This is a genomic window from Actimicrobium sp. CCC2.4 (genome assembly GCF_034347385.1).
Classification (GTDB): Bacteria; Pseudomonadota; Gammaproteobacteria; order Burkholderiales; family Burkholderiaceae_D; genus Actimicrobium.
The window spans coordinates 1,001,816-1,018,048 of sequence record NZ_CP133777.1 but is presented as its reverse complement, the minus strand read 5'-3'; the positions used below and the strand labels follow the sequence as shown (position 1 = coordinate 1,018,048).

General features: G+C 61.8%; 13 protein-coding genes. 10 read left to right on the top strand and 3 right to left on the bottom strand.

Annotation, left to right across the window (positions count from 1 at the left end; genetic code table 11):
- Positions 1-50: 50 nt before the first annotated feature.
- The 5 genes from RHM62_RS04795 (at position 51) to msrA (ending at position 6,829) form a co-directional block, all read left to right on the top strand.
- A complete protein-coding gene (locus RHM62_RS04795; RefSeq protein ID WP_322124418.1) occupies positions 51-1,295 on the top strand; it encodes a TolC family protein in 1,245 nt (414 codons plus the stop codon).
- A complete protein-coding gene (locus RHM62_RS04790; protein WP_322124417.1) occupies positions 1,292-2,518 on the top strand; it encodes an efflux RND transporter periplasmic adaptor subunit in 1,227 nt (408 codons plus the stop codon). Before RHM62_RS04795 ends, RHM62_RS04790 begins: the two co-directional genes overlap by 4 nt.
- Positions 2,515-5,643 carry an efflux RND transporter permease subunit gene (locus RHM62_RS04785; RefSeq protein ID WP_322124416.1) on the top strand — a complete coding sequence of 1,043 codons (3,129 nt, stop codon included), beginning with the start codon at positions 2,515-2,517 and terminating at the stop codon, positions 5,641-5,643. Before RHM62_RS04790 ends, RHM62_RS04785 begins: the two co-directional genes overlap by 4 nt.
- A 71-nt stretch (positions 5,644-5,714) precedes the next feature.
- On the top strand, positions 5,715-6,224 hold the full coding sequence (gene msrB / locus RHM62_RS04780) for a peptide-methionine (R)-S-oxide reductase MsrB (protein WP_322124415.1): 510 nt from the start codon (positions 5,715-5,717) through the stop codon (positions 6,222-6,224).
- On the top strand, positions 6,221-6,829 hold the full coding sequence (msrA, locus tag RHM62_RS04775; RefSeq protein WP_322124414.1) for a peptide-methionine (S)-S-oxide reductase MsrA: 609 nt from the start codon (positions 6,221-6,223) through the stop codon (positions 6,827-6,829). Before msrB ends, msrA begins: the two co-directional genes overlap by 4 nt.
- A 214-nt stretch (positions 6,830-7,043) precedes the next feature.
- On the opposite strand, the gene RHM62_RS04770 is transcribed toward msrA, so the two are convergent.
- From RHM62_RS04770 to RHM62_RS04760, 3 genes are all read right to left on the bottom strand, one after another.
- Positions 7,044-7,865 carry a universal stress protein gene (locus RHM62_RS04770; protein WP_322124413.1) on the bottom strand — a complete coding sequence of 274 codons (822 nt, stop codon included), beginning with the start codon at positions 7,863-7,865 and terminating at the stop codon, positions 7,044-7,046.
- A gap of 202 nt (positions 7,866-8,067) precedes the next feature.
- On the bottom strand, positions 8,068-8,619 hold the full coding sequence (locus RHM62_RS04765; RefSeq protein ID WP_322124412.1) for an NAD(P)H-dependent oxidoreductase: 552 nt from the start codon (positions 8,617-8,619) through the stop codon (positions 8,068-8,070).
- 20 nt (positions 8,620-8,639) lie between these two features.
- Positions 8,640-9,515: an oxidoreductase gene (locus RHM62_RS04760; RefSeq protein ID WP_322124411.1), complete on the bottom strand. Its 876-nt coding sequence runs from the start codon at positions 9,513-9,515 to the stop codon at positions 8,640-8,642.
- Between the two features lie 325 nt (positions 9,516-9,840).
- Between RHM62_RS04760 and RHM62_RS04755 the strand changes: the two genes are divergently transcribed.
- The 5 genes from RHM62_RS04755 to RHM62_RS04735 all read left to right on the top strand — a co-directional run bounded on the left by RHM62_RS04755 (position 9,841) and on the right by RHM62_RS04735 (position 16,218).
- Entirely contained in the window at positions 9,841-10,146 is a 306-nt protein-coding gene (locus RHM62_RS04755; RefSeq protein ID WP_322124410.1) for a DUF485 domain-containing protein, read from the top strand.
- Positions 10,146-11,810 carry a cation acetate symporter gene (locus RHM62_RS04750; protein WP_322124409.1) on the top strand — a complete coding sequence of 555 codons (1,665 nt, stop codon included), beginning with the start codon at positions 10,146-10,148 and terminating at the stop codon, positions 11,808-11,810. The genes RHM62_RS04755 and RHM62_RS04750 overlap by 1 nt, the downstream gene beginning before the upstream one ends.
- 757 nt (positions 11,811-12,567) lie before the next feature.
- Positions 12,568-14,100 carry a BCCT family transporter gene (locus RHM62_RS04745; protein WP_322124408.1) on the top strand — a complete coding sequence of 511 codons (1,533 nt, stop codon included), beginning with the start codon at positions 12,568-12,570 and terminating at the stop codon, positions 14,098-14,100.
- Position 14,101: 1 nt separating this feature from the next.
- The gene (locus RHM62_RS04740; RefSeq protein ID WP_322124407.1) at positions 14,102-14,791 is read left to right on the top strand and encodes a MarC family protein; all 690 of its coding nucleotides are present in this window, start codon (positions 14,102-14,104) and stop codon (positions 14,789-14,791) included.
- A gap of 302 nt (positions 14,792-15,093) precedes the next feature.
- Positions 15,094-16,218, top strand: coding sequence for a cytochrome-c peroxidase (locus RHM62_RS04735; protein WP_322124406.1), 1,125 nt, complete (start codon positions 15,094-15,096; stop codon positions 16,216-16,218).
- Positions 16,219-16,233 lie beyond the last annotated feature (15 nt).

Genomic DNA, 16,233 nt, shown 5'->3' with positions numbered 1-16,233 from the left:
CGTGGTGACGCCCTGCGCGCCACCGTTGTGTCCTGTTATCCGGAGAAATCATGCGTCATTCGTTCGTCCTTTTCGCCAGCACCGTGCTGGCTGCCAGCGCGCTGCACGCCGCCCCGCTCACGCTAGCGGCCGCCCAGCAGCAAGCCCTCGATTATTCCCGCCAGCTCGACAGCCATCAGGCGGCCGCCGACGCGGCCCGTTCGCTGGCGGTTGCGGCCGGCCAGCTGCCGGACCCGATGCTCAAGATCGGTATCGACAATATCCCGGCCGACGGCCCCGACCGGGGCAGTCTCGGGCGTGATTTCATGACGATGCGGCGGGTCGGCATCCAGCAGGAACTCACCAGTAGCGACAAGCGCAATTTGCGACGCGACGTGCAATTGCGCACTGCCGACAAAGCCGACGCACAGCAGCGCGCCGCCGCTGCCGAACTGCGCCGCGCGACCGCAATGGCCTGGCTGGATCGCTATTACGCCGAACAGAAAGTCGCGCTGGTGGCGCTTCAGGCAACGCAGGCGCAGCAGGAAATCCTCGCCGCCGACGGGGCCTATCGAGGCGGTCGCGGCAGTCTCGCCGATGTACTGGCAGCGCGCAGTGCGCTGGCGCTGATCGACGACCAGCGCGACGACTTGTCGCAACGCTTGCGCGCGGCCGCCACGATGCTGTCGCGCTGGACCGGCGCAACCGACACCGGCACCTTATCCGCCCCGCCCGACATCGATCACCTTGCGCTCGACACCCGCAGCCCCGACCTGTCGCGCGAATCGCAGATCGCCGTCCTGACGGCGCAGGAACAGGTCGCCGCTGCCGATGCCAATCTGGCCCTGGCCGAGAAAAAATCCGATTGGACCATCGAGGTCGGCTATGCACAACGCGGCCCGGCCTACTCGAACATGCTGTCGGTCGGGCTGTCGATCCCGTTCCAGCTGGACCAGGCCAATCGCCAGGACCGCACGCTGGCAGCACGTCTGGCCACTGCCGGACAAGCGCGTGCCGAGCGCGACGAAGCACTGCGTGAGCGCACTGCGCAAACCCGCAATCTGATCGACGCGTGGCGCTCCGACCGTGCACGCCACCAGCGCTACGAGCAGGAACTGATCCCGCTGGCACAACAGCGCAGTGCTGCCGTGCTGGCCGCCTGGAACGGCGGCAAAGCGACGTTGCCGGACCTGCTGCTGGCGCGGCGTACCGAAACCGGGGTCGCCCTGATGGCCCTCGATCACGCTGCCAGCGCCGCCCGCCTGTGGGCCCAACTCAACTTTCTGCTGCTCGACGAATCCGGAGTCACCCAATGAAAAACCGCCTGCTTTTCCCTCTCATTGCCATCGCCGCGATTGCCCTCGGCACCGGTCTGTATCAGCTAGGCAAACACCAGTCCATGGCGATGCCGGCCACTGCCGGCACCGTCCCGGAAAAGGCCGCCGACAAGAAAGTCCTGTACTGGCACGACCCGATGGTGCCCGGCCAGAAGTTCGATAAACCCGGTCCGTCGCCGTTCATGGATATGGCGCTGGTGCCGGTCTATGCCGATGCCGGCAGCGACGAGGGTGGCGTCGCCATCAGTGCGCGCATGCAGCAAAACCTCGGCGTACGCACGGCGCTGGTGACGTCCGGCGCGCTGCCGGCTACCTTCGCCGCCGTTGGCACGATTGCCTGGAACGAGCGCGACGTGGTGGTGCTGCAAGCGCGCGCGAACGGCTTCGTCGAACGTCTGCCGGTACGCGCCGTGCTGGATCCGGTGCGACAAGGCCAGACTCTGGTCGAACTGACTGTGCCGGACTGGATCGCCGCGCAGGAAGAATTCCTGACCGTGCAGCGCCTGCCGGATAACGCGATGCTGCTGGCCGGAGCACGCCAGCGCATGGTGCTGGTCGGCATGAACGACACGCAGATCGCTTTGGTCGCCGGTAGCGGCAAGGTGCAGCCGCGCATGACCTTGCGCGCGCCGGTCGACGGTGTCATCACCGAGTTATCGATACGGGCCGGCAGCACCGTGATGGCCGGGGCGCCGCTGCTGCGGATCAATGGCACCGGTACCGTCTGGCTGCAAGCCGAACTGCCGGAAAGTCTGGTCGCACGGGTCCGCCCGGGGATGGCCGTGAGTGCGCAGATCGCCGCGCTACCCGGCAAGACATTCAGCGGCCGGGTCGATGCGATCCTGCCTGACATCAACGCGATCACGCGCACGCTGAAAGTGCGCATCGAACTCAATAATCCGGGCGCAGTGCTGGTGCCCGGCATGTTCGCGACGCTGCAATTTTCGGCACCGGCCGGCGCACCGGTGCTGCTGGTGCCGACCGAAGCGGTGATCCGCACCGGCACGCGCACCGTCGTGATGCTCGCCAATGACGGTGGCACGTTCACACCCATCGATATCACGACCGGTGCCGAAGAAAATGGCAAAACCATCGTGCTGAGCGGCCTGCAAGCCGGCCAGAAAGTGGTCAGCTCGGGCCAGTTCCTGATTGACTCCGACGCCAGCCTGAAAGGCGTCACCAGCCGCATGGCCGCGCCATGATCGCGCTGCTGATTCGCTGGTCGATCACCAACCGCGTGCTGGTCTTGCTGGGCACGCTATTCGTCACGTGCTGGGGCTTGTGGGCACTCAACAAGACGCCGCTCGATGCGCTGCCGGATCTGTCCGACGTGCAGGTCATTATCCGTACGTCTTATCCGGGGCAGGCACCGCAACTGATCGAAGACCAGGTCACGTATCCGTTGAGTACGACGATGCTGTCGGTGCCGGGCGCGAAGACCGTGCGCGGCTATTCGTTCTTTGGTGACTCGTTCGTCTACGTGTTGTTCGAGGATGGCACCGATCCGTACTGGGCCCGTTCGCGCGTGCTTGAATCGCTCGGACAGGCACAGGCACGCATGCCGCCACAAGCGCGCAGCACGCTCGGACCGGATGCCACCGGGGTCGGCTGGATTTATGAATATGCGCTGGTCGACCGCACTGGCAAGACCGACCTGTCGCAGCTACGCGCGTTGCAGGACTGGTTCCTGAAACCGGAACTCAAGACCGTGCCCGATGTGGCCGAAGTTGCCAGTCTGGGCGGCATGGTGCGGCAGTACCAGATCGTGCTCGACCCGGACAAGCTGCGTGCGTACGGCATCACGCACGAAAAGGTGATCGAGGCCGTCAAGCGTGCCAATCAGGAAACCGGCGGTGCCGTGCTCGAACTGGGCGAAGCCGAATACATGGTCCGCTCGAACGGTTACCTGCGCTCGCTGGAAGACTTCCGCGCGATCGGTCTGAGCGCCAGTGATGCCGGCGTGGCCGTGCGTCTGGGTGATGTCGCACAGGTGCGCATCGGCCCCGAAATGCGGCGCGGCGTGGCCGAACTCAATGGCGAAGGCGAAGTCGCCGGCGGCGTGATCATCCTGCGTTCCGGCAAAAATGCCTTGAGCACGATCGCTGCCGTGAAAGCCAAGATGGCCACGCTGAAAAGCAGCCTGCCGGCCGGTGTCGAGCTCGTCACGACCTATGACCGCTCGGACCTGATCGAACGCGCAGTGAGCAACCTGCACGAAAAACTGCTGGAGGAATTCCTGGTGGTGGCGCTGGTCTGCGCGCTATTCCTCGGGCATCTGCGCTCGGCGCTGGTGGCCATCATCACACTGCCGATCGGTATCCTGGCGGCCTTCATCGTCATGCATATGCAAGGCGTCAATGCCAACATCATGTCGCTGGGCGGGATTGCGATTGCGATCGGCGCGATGATCGATGCGGCCGTCGTGATGATCGAAAACGCCCACAAGCACATCGAAGCCTGGGAGCACGATCATCCGGAGCGCAAGCTATTGCCGGCAGAACGCTGGCGCGTGATCGGCGATGCTGCCGTTGAGGTCGGGCCGGCACTGTTTTTCTCATTGCTGATCATCGTGCTGTCGTTCATTCCGGTGTTCACGCTGCAAGCCCAGGAAGGCAAGTTGTTCGCGCCCTTGGCGTTCACCAAGACCTACGCGATGGCGGCGGCGGCGCTGCTGTCGGTGACGCTGATCCCGGTACTGATGGGCTACCTGATCCGCGGCCGGATTCCGGCCGAGCACACCAATCCGCTGAACCGCTGGCTCGGCGCGGCCTACCGGCCCTTGCTCGATGGCGTGTTGCGCTTCCCGAAAACCACCGTCGTCGTGGCCTGCTGCGCGACGCTGCTGACGCTATGGCCGGCATCCCAACTGGGCAGCGAATTCATGCCGCCGCTCGATGAAGGCGACCTGCTGTACATGCCGTCGGCACTGCCCGGGGTTGGCATCGGCAAGGTGGCCGAATTACTGCAACAGACCGACCGGCTGATCAAGACCGTACCCGAAGTCGCCACTGTCTTCGGCAAGGCCGGTCGCGCCGAGACCGCGACCGATCCGGCCCCGATGGAAATGTTCGAGACCACGATCCGCTTCAAGCCGCGCGACCAATGGCGCGCCGGCATGACACCGGCACTGCTGGTCGAGGAACTGGACCGCATCGTGCGCGTGCCGGGACTATCGAACCTGTGGGTGCCGCCTATCCGCAACCGCATCGACATGCTCGCTACCGGCATCAAGAGCCCGGTCGGCATCAAGGTCGCCGGGCCCGACCTGAAGGTAATCGACCGCCTTGCGCAGCAGATCGAACACATCGTCAAACCGCTGCCCGGCATCAGTTCGGCGCTGGCCGAAAGGCTCAATGGCGGACGCTATATCGACATCGATATCGACCGCGCGGCGGCGGCGCGTTACGGCATGCCGATATCCGAAGTACAGAGCATCATCGCGGCTGCCATCGGTGGCGATAATATCGGCGAAACCGTCGAGGGCTTGCAGCGCTTTCCGATCAATGTGCGCTATCCGCAAGGCTTGCGCGACTCGGTCGGCGCGCTGCGCGATTTACCGGTGCTGACCGGGCGCGGTGCGCAGATTCGTCTGGGCGATCTGGCGGCGATCCGCATCAGCGATGGTCCGCCCATGCTCAAGAGCGAAAACGCGCGGCTGTCCGGCTGGGTCTATGTCGACATCCGCGAACGCGATTTGCGCTCGGCGGTGCGCGAGATGCAGCAAGCCGTCGCGCAGCAAGTGACGCTGCCGGCCGGTTACGCGATTTCGTGGTCGGGCCAGTTCGAATATCTGGAACGCGCCACCGAGCGCCTGCGCATCGTCGTGCCGGCCACGCTGGCCATCATCGCGCTGCTGCTGTACCTGACCTTTCGCCGTCTCGATGAAGCGGTGCTGATTCTGGCCACGCTGCCGTTTGCGCTGGCCGGGGGTATCTGGCTGCTGTGGCTGCTGGACCAGCACATGTCGGTGGCCAGCGCGGTCGGCTTCATTGCGCTGGCCGGCGTGTCGGCCGAGTTTGGTGTGATCATGCTGCTCTATCTGCGCCAGGCCTGGGATGCCAGTCTGGCGCGCGGCGAGGCGAGCGAGGCCGACCTGCTGACCGCAATCCGGGCCGGTGCGGTGCAGCGGGTGCGCCCGAAAGCGATGACGGTGGCCGTCATCATCGCCGGCCTGCTGCCGATTCTGCTGGGTGCCGGTACCGGTTCCGAAGTGATGCAGCGCATTGCCGCACCGATGGTCGGCGGCATGATCACCGCACCGCTATTGTCGATGTTCGTGGTGCCGGCGGTGTACCTGCTGATCCGGCGGCGGCGCAATCGCCTGTAAGCGATGCGTGGCGCCAGCGACAAAGGGCCACTGCAGTTAAACTTTGACCCACTTTGTGTTTTGGAGAAATCATGAACCGACGTCAACTGATCCAGAAATTATCCGGCCTGTTCGGCGGCGCGACGCTACTCCAGCTGGCACCGTCGGCCTTCTCCGCACCGGCCGCTTTTGCTGTCAGCAAGACGCCTGTGCAGTGGAAGCAGTTGCTGCCGCCCGCCAGTTACAACGTGCTGTTCGAGGAAGGCACCGAGCGCCCCGGCAGCAGCGCGCTCGACGCCGAAAAACGCAGTGGCACCTTCGTCTGCGCCGCCTGCAATAATCCGCTCTTCAAGAGCGCCACCAAGTTCGACAGCGGCACCGGCTGGCCCAGTTTTTACGATTTCATTCCGGCCGGCGTCGCGACAAAAACGGATTACAAGATCCTCTTTCCGCGTACCGAATACCATTGCGCCCGCTGCGGCGGCCATCAGGGTCATGTGTTCAACGACGGACCCAAACCAACCGGCCTGCGCTATTGCAACAATGGCGTCGCGCTGCACTTCATCCCCGCCGACCAGGCTCTTCCGGAGTTACGCACATGAATCGTTTGTCCCTGTTTTTATCCGCGCTGCTGCTCAGTGCAGCGGCCCATGCGCAAACGCCGGTGCCGGCAGCGGCGACCACAGCCAGCGCCGTCTTCGGCGGCGGCTGCTTCTGGTGTATCGAAGCCGACTTCGAAAAACTGCCGGGCGTGCTGGAAGTCGAGTCCGGCTACAGCGGTGGCAAGCTGGTCAATCCGACCTATGAGCAGGTCAGCGCCGGCAAGAGCGGCCACATCGAAGTCGTCAGGGTTGTCTACAACCCGGCAAAAGTCAGCTATGCCGCACTGCTCGATTACTTCTGGCATCACATCGATCCGACCGTCAAGAATCGCCAGTTCTGTGATGTCGGCAGCCAGTACCGCAGTGCGATTTTTGTTGAGAACGATGCCCAGCGCGCCGCCATCGATAGCAGCAAGGCAGCGATTCTGAAAGCCGGCGTCATCAAGCAAATCGAGACCGAGACGATCCCGCTGACAACCTTCTATCCGGCTGAGGGATACCACCAGGACTACTACAAGAAAAACCCGATCCGCTATGCGTACTACCGCAACGGCTGCGGGCGCGATGCACGGGTGGCGGAAGTGTGGGGGACAGCGAAGCATTGATCAGCGCGCGGTGCAATGCCCTTCGGTTATTGCACCCTACTGTCTGTTATGTGCGCCTTCGACAAGCTCAGTACGAACGGTCTTGTGGAGGTGCCCCGCTTAATTGGTAGGGTGCAATAACCGAAGGGCATTGCACCAGCCGAGTTCAAAAATCAGACACTACCTGCGGGTTCGACGCACGCAACACTGCCCTCCGACGATGTCTTCACAACCCTCAATGCGACAACAACGAACAGCGTCCCACCGGTGCCAGCAAGCTGCGCGTCATGCCGCCCAGCACCCACTCCAACAAGCGGCTATGCCCGAACGCACCGGCGACGATGACGTCGGAATGCTGCGCGGCGGCGATGTCTTGCAACTGCCTAGCGTCGTCGCCATTGGATAAGGTTGCGACGGTGGTGCATTCGACGCCATGGCGGCGCAACCAGCCGCAGACGTCATCGAGTCGCGCACGGGCCGTGTCCTGATCGCCGGCCTTACCGAGTTCAACTACTTCAACCTGTGAGGCCATTTTCAGTACGGGCAAGGCGTCGACGATGGCACGCCGCGTCTCCCGCGTGTCGGTCCAGCCGACCAGCACGCGTTGCAACAGTGTCGCCCCGGGCGGCACCACCAGCAGCGGCCGTCCGGACTGCATGACCAGGTCGTCGAGACTCAGGCGACGCTGCACGTCGGCCGGTGCATCCGGCGCGGTCCCGGCCACGATCAGGTCAGCCGCGCGCGCGGCGCGGGCAATGTAGTCGGCGATTGATGAACACGAGAGGTTGCCTTGCCACGATAGTGCGCCGGAACAACCGGCCATCGCGGTACGGAATTGCTGTTCGGCGGCGTCGAGTTCGGCCACCACAAGCTGATCGTTTTCGGCAATCAGATCGCCGCAGATATAGCCGTCGCCGACTACCATCTGCATCGGCTGGCAGGCGGCAATGCCGATCACGGCAGCGTCAAAACGACGCGCCAGATCGGCGGTGATGCGCAGCACATCGGTATTAGGCTGTCCCAGCTCAAGCTGGACCATCAGGGTTGAGTAGGTCATTGCGCACTCCTAGTCACAAGTCGTTGTTCAAGGCCGGCAGTACCCATCAACGGCATCAACCGGCAGCGGGAGAAATCGATTACCACGCCTGATGGTACCCCGCCCTTTTCGAGCTACGCGACACATCTCGCGTGATAGACCCAACGACTCTGCCGTCACGGCTTGCAGCGACACTCCGCGCCCCCCTTCTTGTGAGGAAAACTCAGACGGTATGACGTTTGACCCAGTCGACATATTTGTCCATCCAGCCCTGCAGGAATTGTTTGCTGTCGGCACCGATGTTGCCGGACTCATCGAACAGGCCGTCCTTGGCCTGCAGGAAGGCTTCCGGTTGCCCCAGCGTCGGCGCATCGAGGTAGGCCAGCACATTGCGCAAATGCTGTTGCGCCATCGCCGTACCGATCGCTCCCAGCGATACGCCAAGCACACCGGCAGGCTTGCCGGCAAAGGAACTCTTGCCGTACGGACGTGACGCGTGATCGATCGCGTTCTTGAGCACGCCGGGAATCGAGCGGTTGTATTCGGGCGTCAGGAACAGCAGACCCTGCGCCGAGCTGATCGCGGCTTTCAGGCGCAGTACCGGCGCGGCCTGATGGGCATCATCGTCTTCGTTGTAGGGCGGCAGGTCGCCGATCTCGAGCTGGGTGAAGGTAAATTCCGGCGGTGCCAGCCGGGCGATGGCGGTGGCCATCCGGCGGTTGTAGGAATCCTTGCGCAAGCTGCCGACAAGGACAGCGATCTGACATTGACTCATGAGGTGTTCTCCGGAAAAGGTTATCGGACGGCAGGATCCTGCGGAAAATCAGCGCCGCGCGAGACGGCTTCCCACGCCGTGAATTCGGTGCGCAACTGGTCGAGCTTTTCGATCGCGCCGTCATAAGCCTGGTTCCCCAGCAGCAGCCGGTGTGGCGGCTGGGCCGCCGAGACGGCGCTGATGATGGCGTGGGCGGCGCGCTTCGGGTCGCCCGGCTGCTTGCCCGACGAAGCCCGCACCTGGGCGCGCCAGGCACCGGCCGTGGCGACGTAATCATCGATCGGCACCACGATGTCATTGGCCGAACGACCGGCCCAGTCGGTGCGGAATCCGCTCGGCTCGACCAGCATGACCTTGATGCCCAGCGGTTCGACTTCCTGCCACAAGGCTTCGGACAAACCCTCGACCGCGTACTTGGTCGCGTTGTAATACCCGACTGCCGGAAACGAGCGCAACCCGCCGATCGACGACAGGTTGACGATGAAGCCGGCGCGACGGCGGCGCATCGCCGGCAGCACGGCGCGGATCATGCGGCTCACGCCGAAGATATTGATCTCGAACATGCGCCGGACCTGCTCTTCGTCGCTCTCTTCGATGGCGCCGAAATAGCCAATGCCGGCGTTATTGACCAGCACATCAATGCGACCGAAATGCGTAATGGCGGCCTCGATGGCGGCATCGACCTGACCCTGGTCGGTCACGTCGAGGGCCAGCACCAGCGCGTCGCCCAGCGCAGCGAGGTCACTGACGTCGGCAGGATTGCGGGCCGTCACGACGGTGCGATAGCCCTGTTCGAGCGCCTGGATCGCCAGCTCGCGGCCGAAGCCGGTGGAACAACCGGTGATGAACCAGACCGGGGTATCGGTCATGGTGTGGCCATTGATTTTTGCAACCATAGTGAATTCTCCTGTGGGGCCGGACGCACCCTTGTGCGCCGGGCCGGCGTCGCGTGCGGACTCGCGCGACAAGCGTGTTTTTCACAATGCGCGGCTTGCGCGATCAAGTCTGTACGTTGCGCCACATACCCGGCGGCGGCGGCACCCGCTGCGACAAGACGCTGCCGGGAAGCATCGATTACCGACGTTTTTCCCGACCGTAAGATGACGGTAAGAAAAGACTGCTAGTGTTCGCCGCACGTTGATTCTCAGCGAGTGGGTAGCACGCATTAGCGACCTTTCCCACAGACAGCACGGACGTACGACACAAAAACAGGAGACAAAAATGGAACACAACCTCGCAGAACGGGTGATGGCCAATCCCAATTACCAGAAGCTGGTGGCGACTCGCTCGTCTTACGGCTGGACGATGACCTGGCTGATGCTGATCGTGTACTACGGTTTCATCACGCTGATTGCTTTTGACAAGGAATTGTTGGGAGCAAAAATCGGTGCCGGCGTCATGACCTGGGGCATACCGATCGGATTATTCGTGATCATTTTTACCGTCATCATCACCGGCATTTACGTCCGGCGCGCCAATGACGAATTCGACACGCTGACCGCACTTATTCACAAAGAGGTTCTGTAATGTCGTTCATTAAACGTCTTTTCATGGCAGCGGCGTTGCTGGCCGTTGCCGGCACCGTGTACGCTGCCGGCCCCGATCTCGGTCAGGTTGCCAAACAACCGACCAACTGGACCGCCATCGGCATGTTCGGTGCGTTCGTTATCTTTACGCTGTTCATTACCAAGTGGGCCGCCTCCAAAACCAAATCGGCCTCGGACTTTTATACGGCGGGTGGTGGCATCACCGGTTTCCAGAACGGCCTGGCAATTGCCGGCGACTACATGTCGGCGGCTTCGTTCCTCGGCATTTCTGCCGCCGTGTACCTCAATGGTTACGATGGCCTGATCTACTCGATCGGCTTTCTGGTCGGCTGGCCGATCATCACCTTCCTGATGGCAGAGCGCCTGCGTAACCTCGGCCGCTTCACCTTCGCCGATGTTGCTGCCTATCGCTTCCAGCAAGCACCGATCCGCATCTTCGCGGCATCCGGCACGCTGGTCGTCGTCGCGTTTTACCTGATCGCCCAGATGGTCGGTGCCGGCCAGTTGATCAAGCTGCTGTTCGGTCTGGAGTACTGGATCGCCGTCGTCGTGGTCGGTAGCCTGATGATGATTTACGTGCTGTTCGGCGGCATGACCGCGACCACCTGGGTGCAGATTATCAAAGCGGTGATGCTGTTGTCGGGTGCTACCTTCATGGCCTACATCGTCATGCAGCAGTTCAACTTTAGTCCGGAAGCGCTGTTCGCGAAATCGGTCGAAGTCCATGAGAAGGGACAATCGATCATGGGTCCGGGTAACTTCATCAAGGATCCGATATCGGCGATTTCGTTCGGCATGGCACTGATGTTCGGTACCGCCGGTTTGCCGCACATCCTGATGCGTTTCTTCACCGTACCGAACGCCAAGGAAGCCCGCAAATCGGTCTTCTGGGCCACCACCTGGATTGCTTACTTTTACATCCTGACCTTCATCATCGGTTTCGGCGCCATCGTTCTGGTGAGCACCAATCCTGAATTCAAGGATGCGGCCGGCAAGCTCCTGGGCGGCAACAACATGGCCGCTATTCACCTGGCCAAAGCGGTTGGCGGCAATGTGTTCCTGGGCTTCATTTCGGCGGTCGCTTTTGCCACCATCCTCGCCGTGGTAGCCGGACTGACTTTGTCCGGCGCATCCGCGGTATCGCATGACCTGTATGCCACTGTCTTCAAAAAAGGCAAAGCCAGCAGCGCCAGCGAATTGAAAGTCTCGCGTATCACCACGCTGTGCCTGGGCATCATCGCTGTCATCCTCGGTATCGTGTTCGAGAAGCAGAACATCGCATTCATGGTGTCGCTGGCGTTTGCGATTGCCGCTTCGGCCAACTTCCCGGTCCTGTTCATGTCGGTGCTGTGGAAAGACTGCACCACCCGCGGTGCCACCATCGGCGGCTTCATGGGCTTGATCACTGCAGTGGGCCTGACGGTCGTGTCGAAATCAGTGTGGGTCGATGTGCTCGGCCATACCGAGGCGATCTTCCCGTACACGTCACCGGCGCTGTTCTCGATGACGGCCGGTTTCGTCGGTATCTGGTTGTTCTCGATCACCGACCGCAGCGAGCGGGCCCGCCTCGATCGCGCTGGTTATCCGGCTCAGAAAGTGCGCTCGGAAACCGGTATCGGTGCCGAGGGTGCTTCCGGTCACTGACCTGCTTGACGTTGGCTGATAAAAAACCCCGGGAAGTGATTCCCGGGGTTTTTTTTGGGTGGTTCAACCGGGCGGATAGCGGGAGTGCATCCGACGCATCCGGTGCATTTGGTGCAATGCCCTGCGGTTATTGCACCCTACCGGCTTTTGTTCCGCGGTCAGACGACTGGCCACACACCGGGCGCAACTTGATGAGTTCTGCGTCAGTCAGCGGCAGCGCATCCGGATCGCCCAATGCTGCCGCGGTAATGGCAGCGTCTTCTTCATCAGTGGGTCTGATTAATTTTTGAGACATCGTAGTCAACCTCCTCTTGGTTAGCCTTGCGTAAAAGCGAAAAAATACAGCCGTGTAGTGAGCGACACGTCAGCAATTTCCCGGCCTTCGCCAGGACACTTTTTTGCTCGATGCACCCACCGATCTCGCGCGTACCAAGTATCCATCCCCGTCCATAAAAAGGCTAACGCCTCGCTTCCGCAGTCCCATCGCCACCGGTTGCCCCAGTCAATCGCCACCTTTTCGTTCCCTTGCTGCCTCATCCCCGCTGAAAGCGCGGCAGCACACATACGCGCCAGCCACAAGCTGCGACCATGCCGACACTCGCACGCGCAATGTACGCACCGACCCGGAGATGTTGACCGCGGCCGGGTTTTCGCTCGCGCGTCAGCGGTCTGTTAAGATCGCGCCCCTTTGACCGGAATAGAACCTCTTTTCGGCAAACATCGCTGTCAACGACAGCGAATTACCTGGACCTGACCCATGCAACTCATTCTTTCCGCCGGATCCATTCTGGCCATTGTCCTGTGGGGCCTGTTGTCTCCGGACTCCCTGCGTGACGTGTTCAACGAGGCGCTTGCCTTCATCACTCACGACTTTGGCTGGCTGTATCTGTGGGTTGTACTGAGCCTGGTCATCCTGGCGGTGTATCTAGCGTTCAGCCGCTACGGCAACATGAAGCTGGGCAATGAAGACGACGAACCTGAATTTTCGGTCGGGGCCTGGTTTGCGATGCTGTTTGCCGCCGGCATGGGTATCGGTCTGGTGTTCTGGGGCGTGGCCGAACCGATCTCGCATTACGGTACTGCGCCACCGGGCATCGCTGCCAACACGCCGGCCGCTGCCAATGCCGCCATGCGCTACAGCTTCTTCCACTGGGGACTGCATCCATGGGCGGTCTACAGCATCGTCGCGCTGGCGATTGCGTTCTTCCAGTTCCGTCGCGGCGGTGCGGCACTGATCAGTACCTCGATCGAAGCCTTGCCATGGCGTGCGGCCAAGCACTCGGCCATCGTCGTCAACGTGCTTGCGGTCATTGCCACGGCATTTGGCGTCGCCGCCTCGCTGGGCATCGGTGCATTGCAAATCAATAGCGGCCTCAATGCCTTGTTCGGCTTGCCGGTCAGCGATACCTCGCAGGTCGCCATCATCGCCATCACCACGGCACTGTTCGTGACCTCGGCCGTCACCGGCGTAGAGCGCGGTATCAAATGGCTGTCGACGATCAACCTGATCCTCGCCGGATTGCTGGCGCTGGCGGTATTCGTGATCGGCCCGACCGTTGCCATCATCGATACTTTCACCAACACACTGGGTAGCTACCTCAGTGAATTCGTCCGCATGAGCTTGCGCATGACGCCGTTCAGCGAAGGCGGCTGGGTCGGCGGATGGACGATTTTCTACTGGGCCTGGTGGGTGTCCTGGTCACCTTTCGTCGGCCTGTTCATTGCCCGCGTCTCGCGCGGCCGCACCATCCGCGAATTCATTATCGGTACCGTGCTGGCACCGACACTGGCTGCCTTCGTCTGGTTCTCGGTCTTTGGTGGTACCGCGCTCTATCTGGAAATCTGGCAGAGCGTGCCCTTGACCGAAGCAGTCAAGGGCGATGTCTCGACGGCGCTGTTCACGATGTTCAATGCGCTGCCGTTCGGCACACTGATGTCGGGCGTGGCGACCGTGCTGGTGATGGTGTTCTTTGTCACCTCGGGTGACTCGGCCACGCTGGTGCTGGGCATCATGAGCACCGGTGGCAATCCGAATCCGCCGAACAAGGTCAAGGTCATGTGGGGCGTGCTGGTGGCCGGGATTGCGATCAGCCTGTTGCTGGCCGGCGGGCTCAAAGCGGTACAAACGGCGACCATCGTATTCGCGCTGCCATTCACCGTGGTCATCATGCTGATGGCGTACTCGCTGTGGCGTGCCATCCGTGAAGACTGGCTGGTCGAACAGAAACAGGAAAAACTGTTGCGCAAAAAAATGCGCGCGCTCACGACGCCACCCGAAGCAGCGTCCTGACATGGCGCTTGAACTATTACTGGTACTGGGCAAAAGCTTTCTCTTCGTGCTGGCGGCGCTGCTGCCGATTCTCAATCCGGCAGCGACTGCACCGATCTTTCTCAGCCTGACGCATGGGGCATCGACCAAGACGCGCGCGCTGCTGGCACGCAAGATTGCCCGCAACATGTTTGCGCTGATGGCGGGTTCGATGCTGATCGGCTCGTATGTGCTGGAATTTTTCGGCATCTCGCTGCCGATCGTGCGGGTAGGCGGCGGCCTGATCGTCGCGGCCAACGCCTGGCGTTTGCTCAACGCCAGCCATGTCACCGACGATCGCCGGACCGAACTGGCTGACCAGTATTCGAATGAGCACTCGCTGCGCCAGGCGTTCTACCCGCTGACCTTCCCGATCAGCTGTGGCCCCGGTTCGCTGGCGGCGGCCATCACGGTCGGCGTATCGCTCAATGACCAGCGCCTGACGCTGTCGCTGGCGCACATGAGCGGCGGCGTGCTGGCACTGCTGGTCATTGCCTGCTTGCTGTATCTGGCGTTCCGCTACGCGCAGCGTCTGCTGAAACCGCTGGGCGAAGCCGGTACGGTGATTTTCATGCGGCTGTCTGCATTCATTCTGCTGTGTCTTGGCGTGCAGATCGTGTGGGACGGTGCGAGCGAATTGCTGCGTAGTTTGCTGGTGCCGCTGGCGGGTTGAGTGTGTTCGGTGCAATGCCCTTTGGTTATTGCACCCTGCGGTCGACAAATCAGCCAAAAATAAATTTCAAAACACGGGAACCGAGTGGACGGGGGCTTGCCGAATTCCTGCTTCTAAATTAGAATCATTCTCATTGGAAGACAATCCAGCCCGATCAAACTCGTTGCCCGCCTATTCCCATGCTATCAAGCACTCCTTGCCGATCATCCGTCGGACGCCATTTCCCGCTGCTGAGCAGCACCCGCACAGCCCTGTTCACTTTGCTGCTTCTGTCTGGCTGCGGCGGTGGCGGTGGCACCGCAGTGACTCCAGTAGCCACGCCCCCCGCGACCATTACCCTCAGTGCAGCAGCGCTGCTGGGCCAAAAAATCTTCAGCGATACTTCCTTGTCGGCTTCCGGACAGATGGCCTGCGCCACTTGCCATAATCCGGCCAACGCTCATGCCCAATCGAACGACTTGTCCGTGCAACTTGGCGGTGTCAACCAGCAAATACCGGGTACGCGCGCCGTACCGTCGTTGCGCTATCTGAACCTGCTGCCGGCGTTCTTCTTTGCCAAAGACGGCACGCCGACCGCCGGGTTCAACCGCGACGGCAGTGCGGCAACGCTGGCCGGACAGGCCCGGGTGCCGTTGCTGGCCGCGCATGAAATGGCCAACATCAGCGCAGCCGATCTGACGGCTCGCCTGGCAAAAGCCGCCTATGTCGAAGAATTCCGCCAGGTGTTCGGCAGCGACATCCTGGCGGCTCCCGAACAGGCCGTCGAACGCATCGGTTTCGCGTTGCAGCAGTACCAGAAAGAGGACCACGATTTTTTCCCGTTCGACGCGAAATACGACCAGTTCCTGGCCGGCAAAGTCGCGCTGAGCAGTGCAGAACTGCGCGGCCTGGCCCTGTTCAACAATCCCGCCAAGGGCAATTGTGCGGCCTGCCACGTCAGCGCCCGCGGAGCCGATGGCAGCTCGCCGCTGTTCACTGATTTCAGCTACGACAATATCGGCGTACCGCGCAATCCGGCCATTCCAGCCAATGCCGACCCGGCCTATTTTGACCTCGGTCTGTGCGGCCCTATCCGCAATGACCTGAGCGGCCGCACCGATCTGTGCGGCGCCTTCAAGGTGCCGGGCTTGCGCAACGTCACCACACGCAAAGTGTTTTTCCACAATGGCCGGTTCACCAATTTGCGCGACGTGCTCGGCTTTTATGTCCGGCGCGATACCAACCCGGAAGAGTGGTACCCGCGTGCCGCCGACGGCAGCATTGACAAGTTTGACGACCTGCCTGCGGCCTACAAGAAAAATGTCAACACCGTCGAAGTGCCGTACAACCGATTGCCTGGCATGGCGCCGGCCTTGTCAGCGCAGGAAATCGACGACGTGATCACGTTTCTCGGCACGCTCAACGATGGCTATCAGATCAACCCTTAACTCCACATCCCCACC

What these genes read in the sequence shown, in the direction of transcription:
- RHM62_RS04795 (WP_322124418.1), top strand. Translation starts at nt 51, where the DNA reads ATGCGTCATTCGTTCGTCCTTTTCGCCAGCACCGTGCTGGCTGCCAGC.
- RHM62_RS04790 (WP_322124417.1), top strand. Translation starts at nt 1,292, where the DNA reads ATGAAAAACCGCCTGCTTTTCCCTCTCATTGCCATCGCCGCGATTGCC.
- RHM62_RS04785 (WP_322124416.1), top strand. Translation starts at nt 2,515, where the DNA reads ATGATCGCGCTGCTGATTCGCTGGTCGATCACCAACCGCGTGCTGGTC.
- msrB (WP_322124415.1), top strand. Translation starts at nt 5,715, where the DNA reads ATGAACCGACGTCAACTGATCCAGAAATTATCCGGCCTGTTCGGCGGC.
- msrA (WP_322124414.1), top strand. Translation starts at nt 6,221, where the DNA reads ATGAATCGTTTGTCCCTGTTTTTATCCGCGCTGCTGCTCAGTGCAGCG.
- RHM62_RS04770 (WP_322124413.1), bottom strand. Translation starts at nt 7,865, where the DNA reads ATGACCTACTCAACCCTGATGGTCCAGCTTGAGCTGGGACAGCCTAAT.
- RHM62_RS04765 (WP_322124412.1), bottom strand. Translation starts at nt 8,619, where the DNA reads ATGAGTCAATGTCAGATCGCTGTCCTTGTCGGCAGCTTGCGCAAGGAT.
- RHM62_RS04760 (WP_322124411.1), bottom strand. Translation starts at nt 9,515, where the DNA reads ATGGTTGCAAAAATCAATGGCCACACCATGACCGATACCCCGGTCTGG.
- RHM62_RS04755 (WP_322124410.1), top strand. Translation starts at nt 9,841, where the DNA reads ATGGAACACAACCTCGCAGAACGGGTGATGGCCAATCCCAATTACCAG.
- RHM62_RS04750 (WP_322124409.1), top strand. Translation starts at nt 10,146, where the DNA reads ATGTCGTTCATTAAACGTCTTTTCATGGCAGCGGCGTTGCTGGCCGTT.
- RHM62_RS04745 (WP_322124408.1), top strand. Translation starts at nt 12,568, where the DNA reads ATGCAACTCATTCTTTCCGCCGGATCCATTCTGGCCATTGTCCTGTGG.
- RHM62_RS04740 (WP_322124407.1), top strand. Translation starts at nt 14,102, where the DNA reads ATGGCGCTTGAACTATTACTGGTACTGGGCAAAAGCTTTCTCTTCGTG.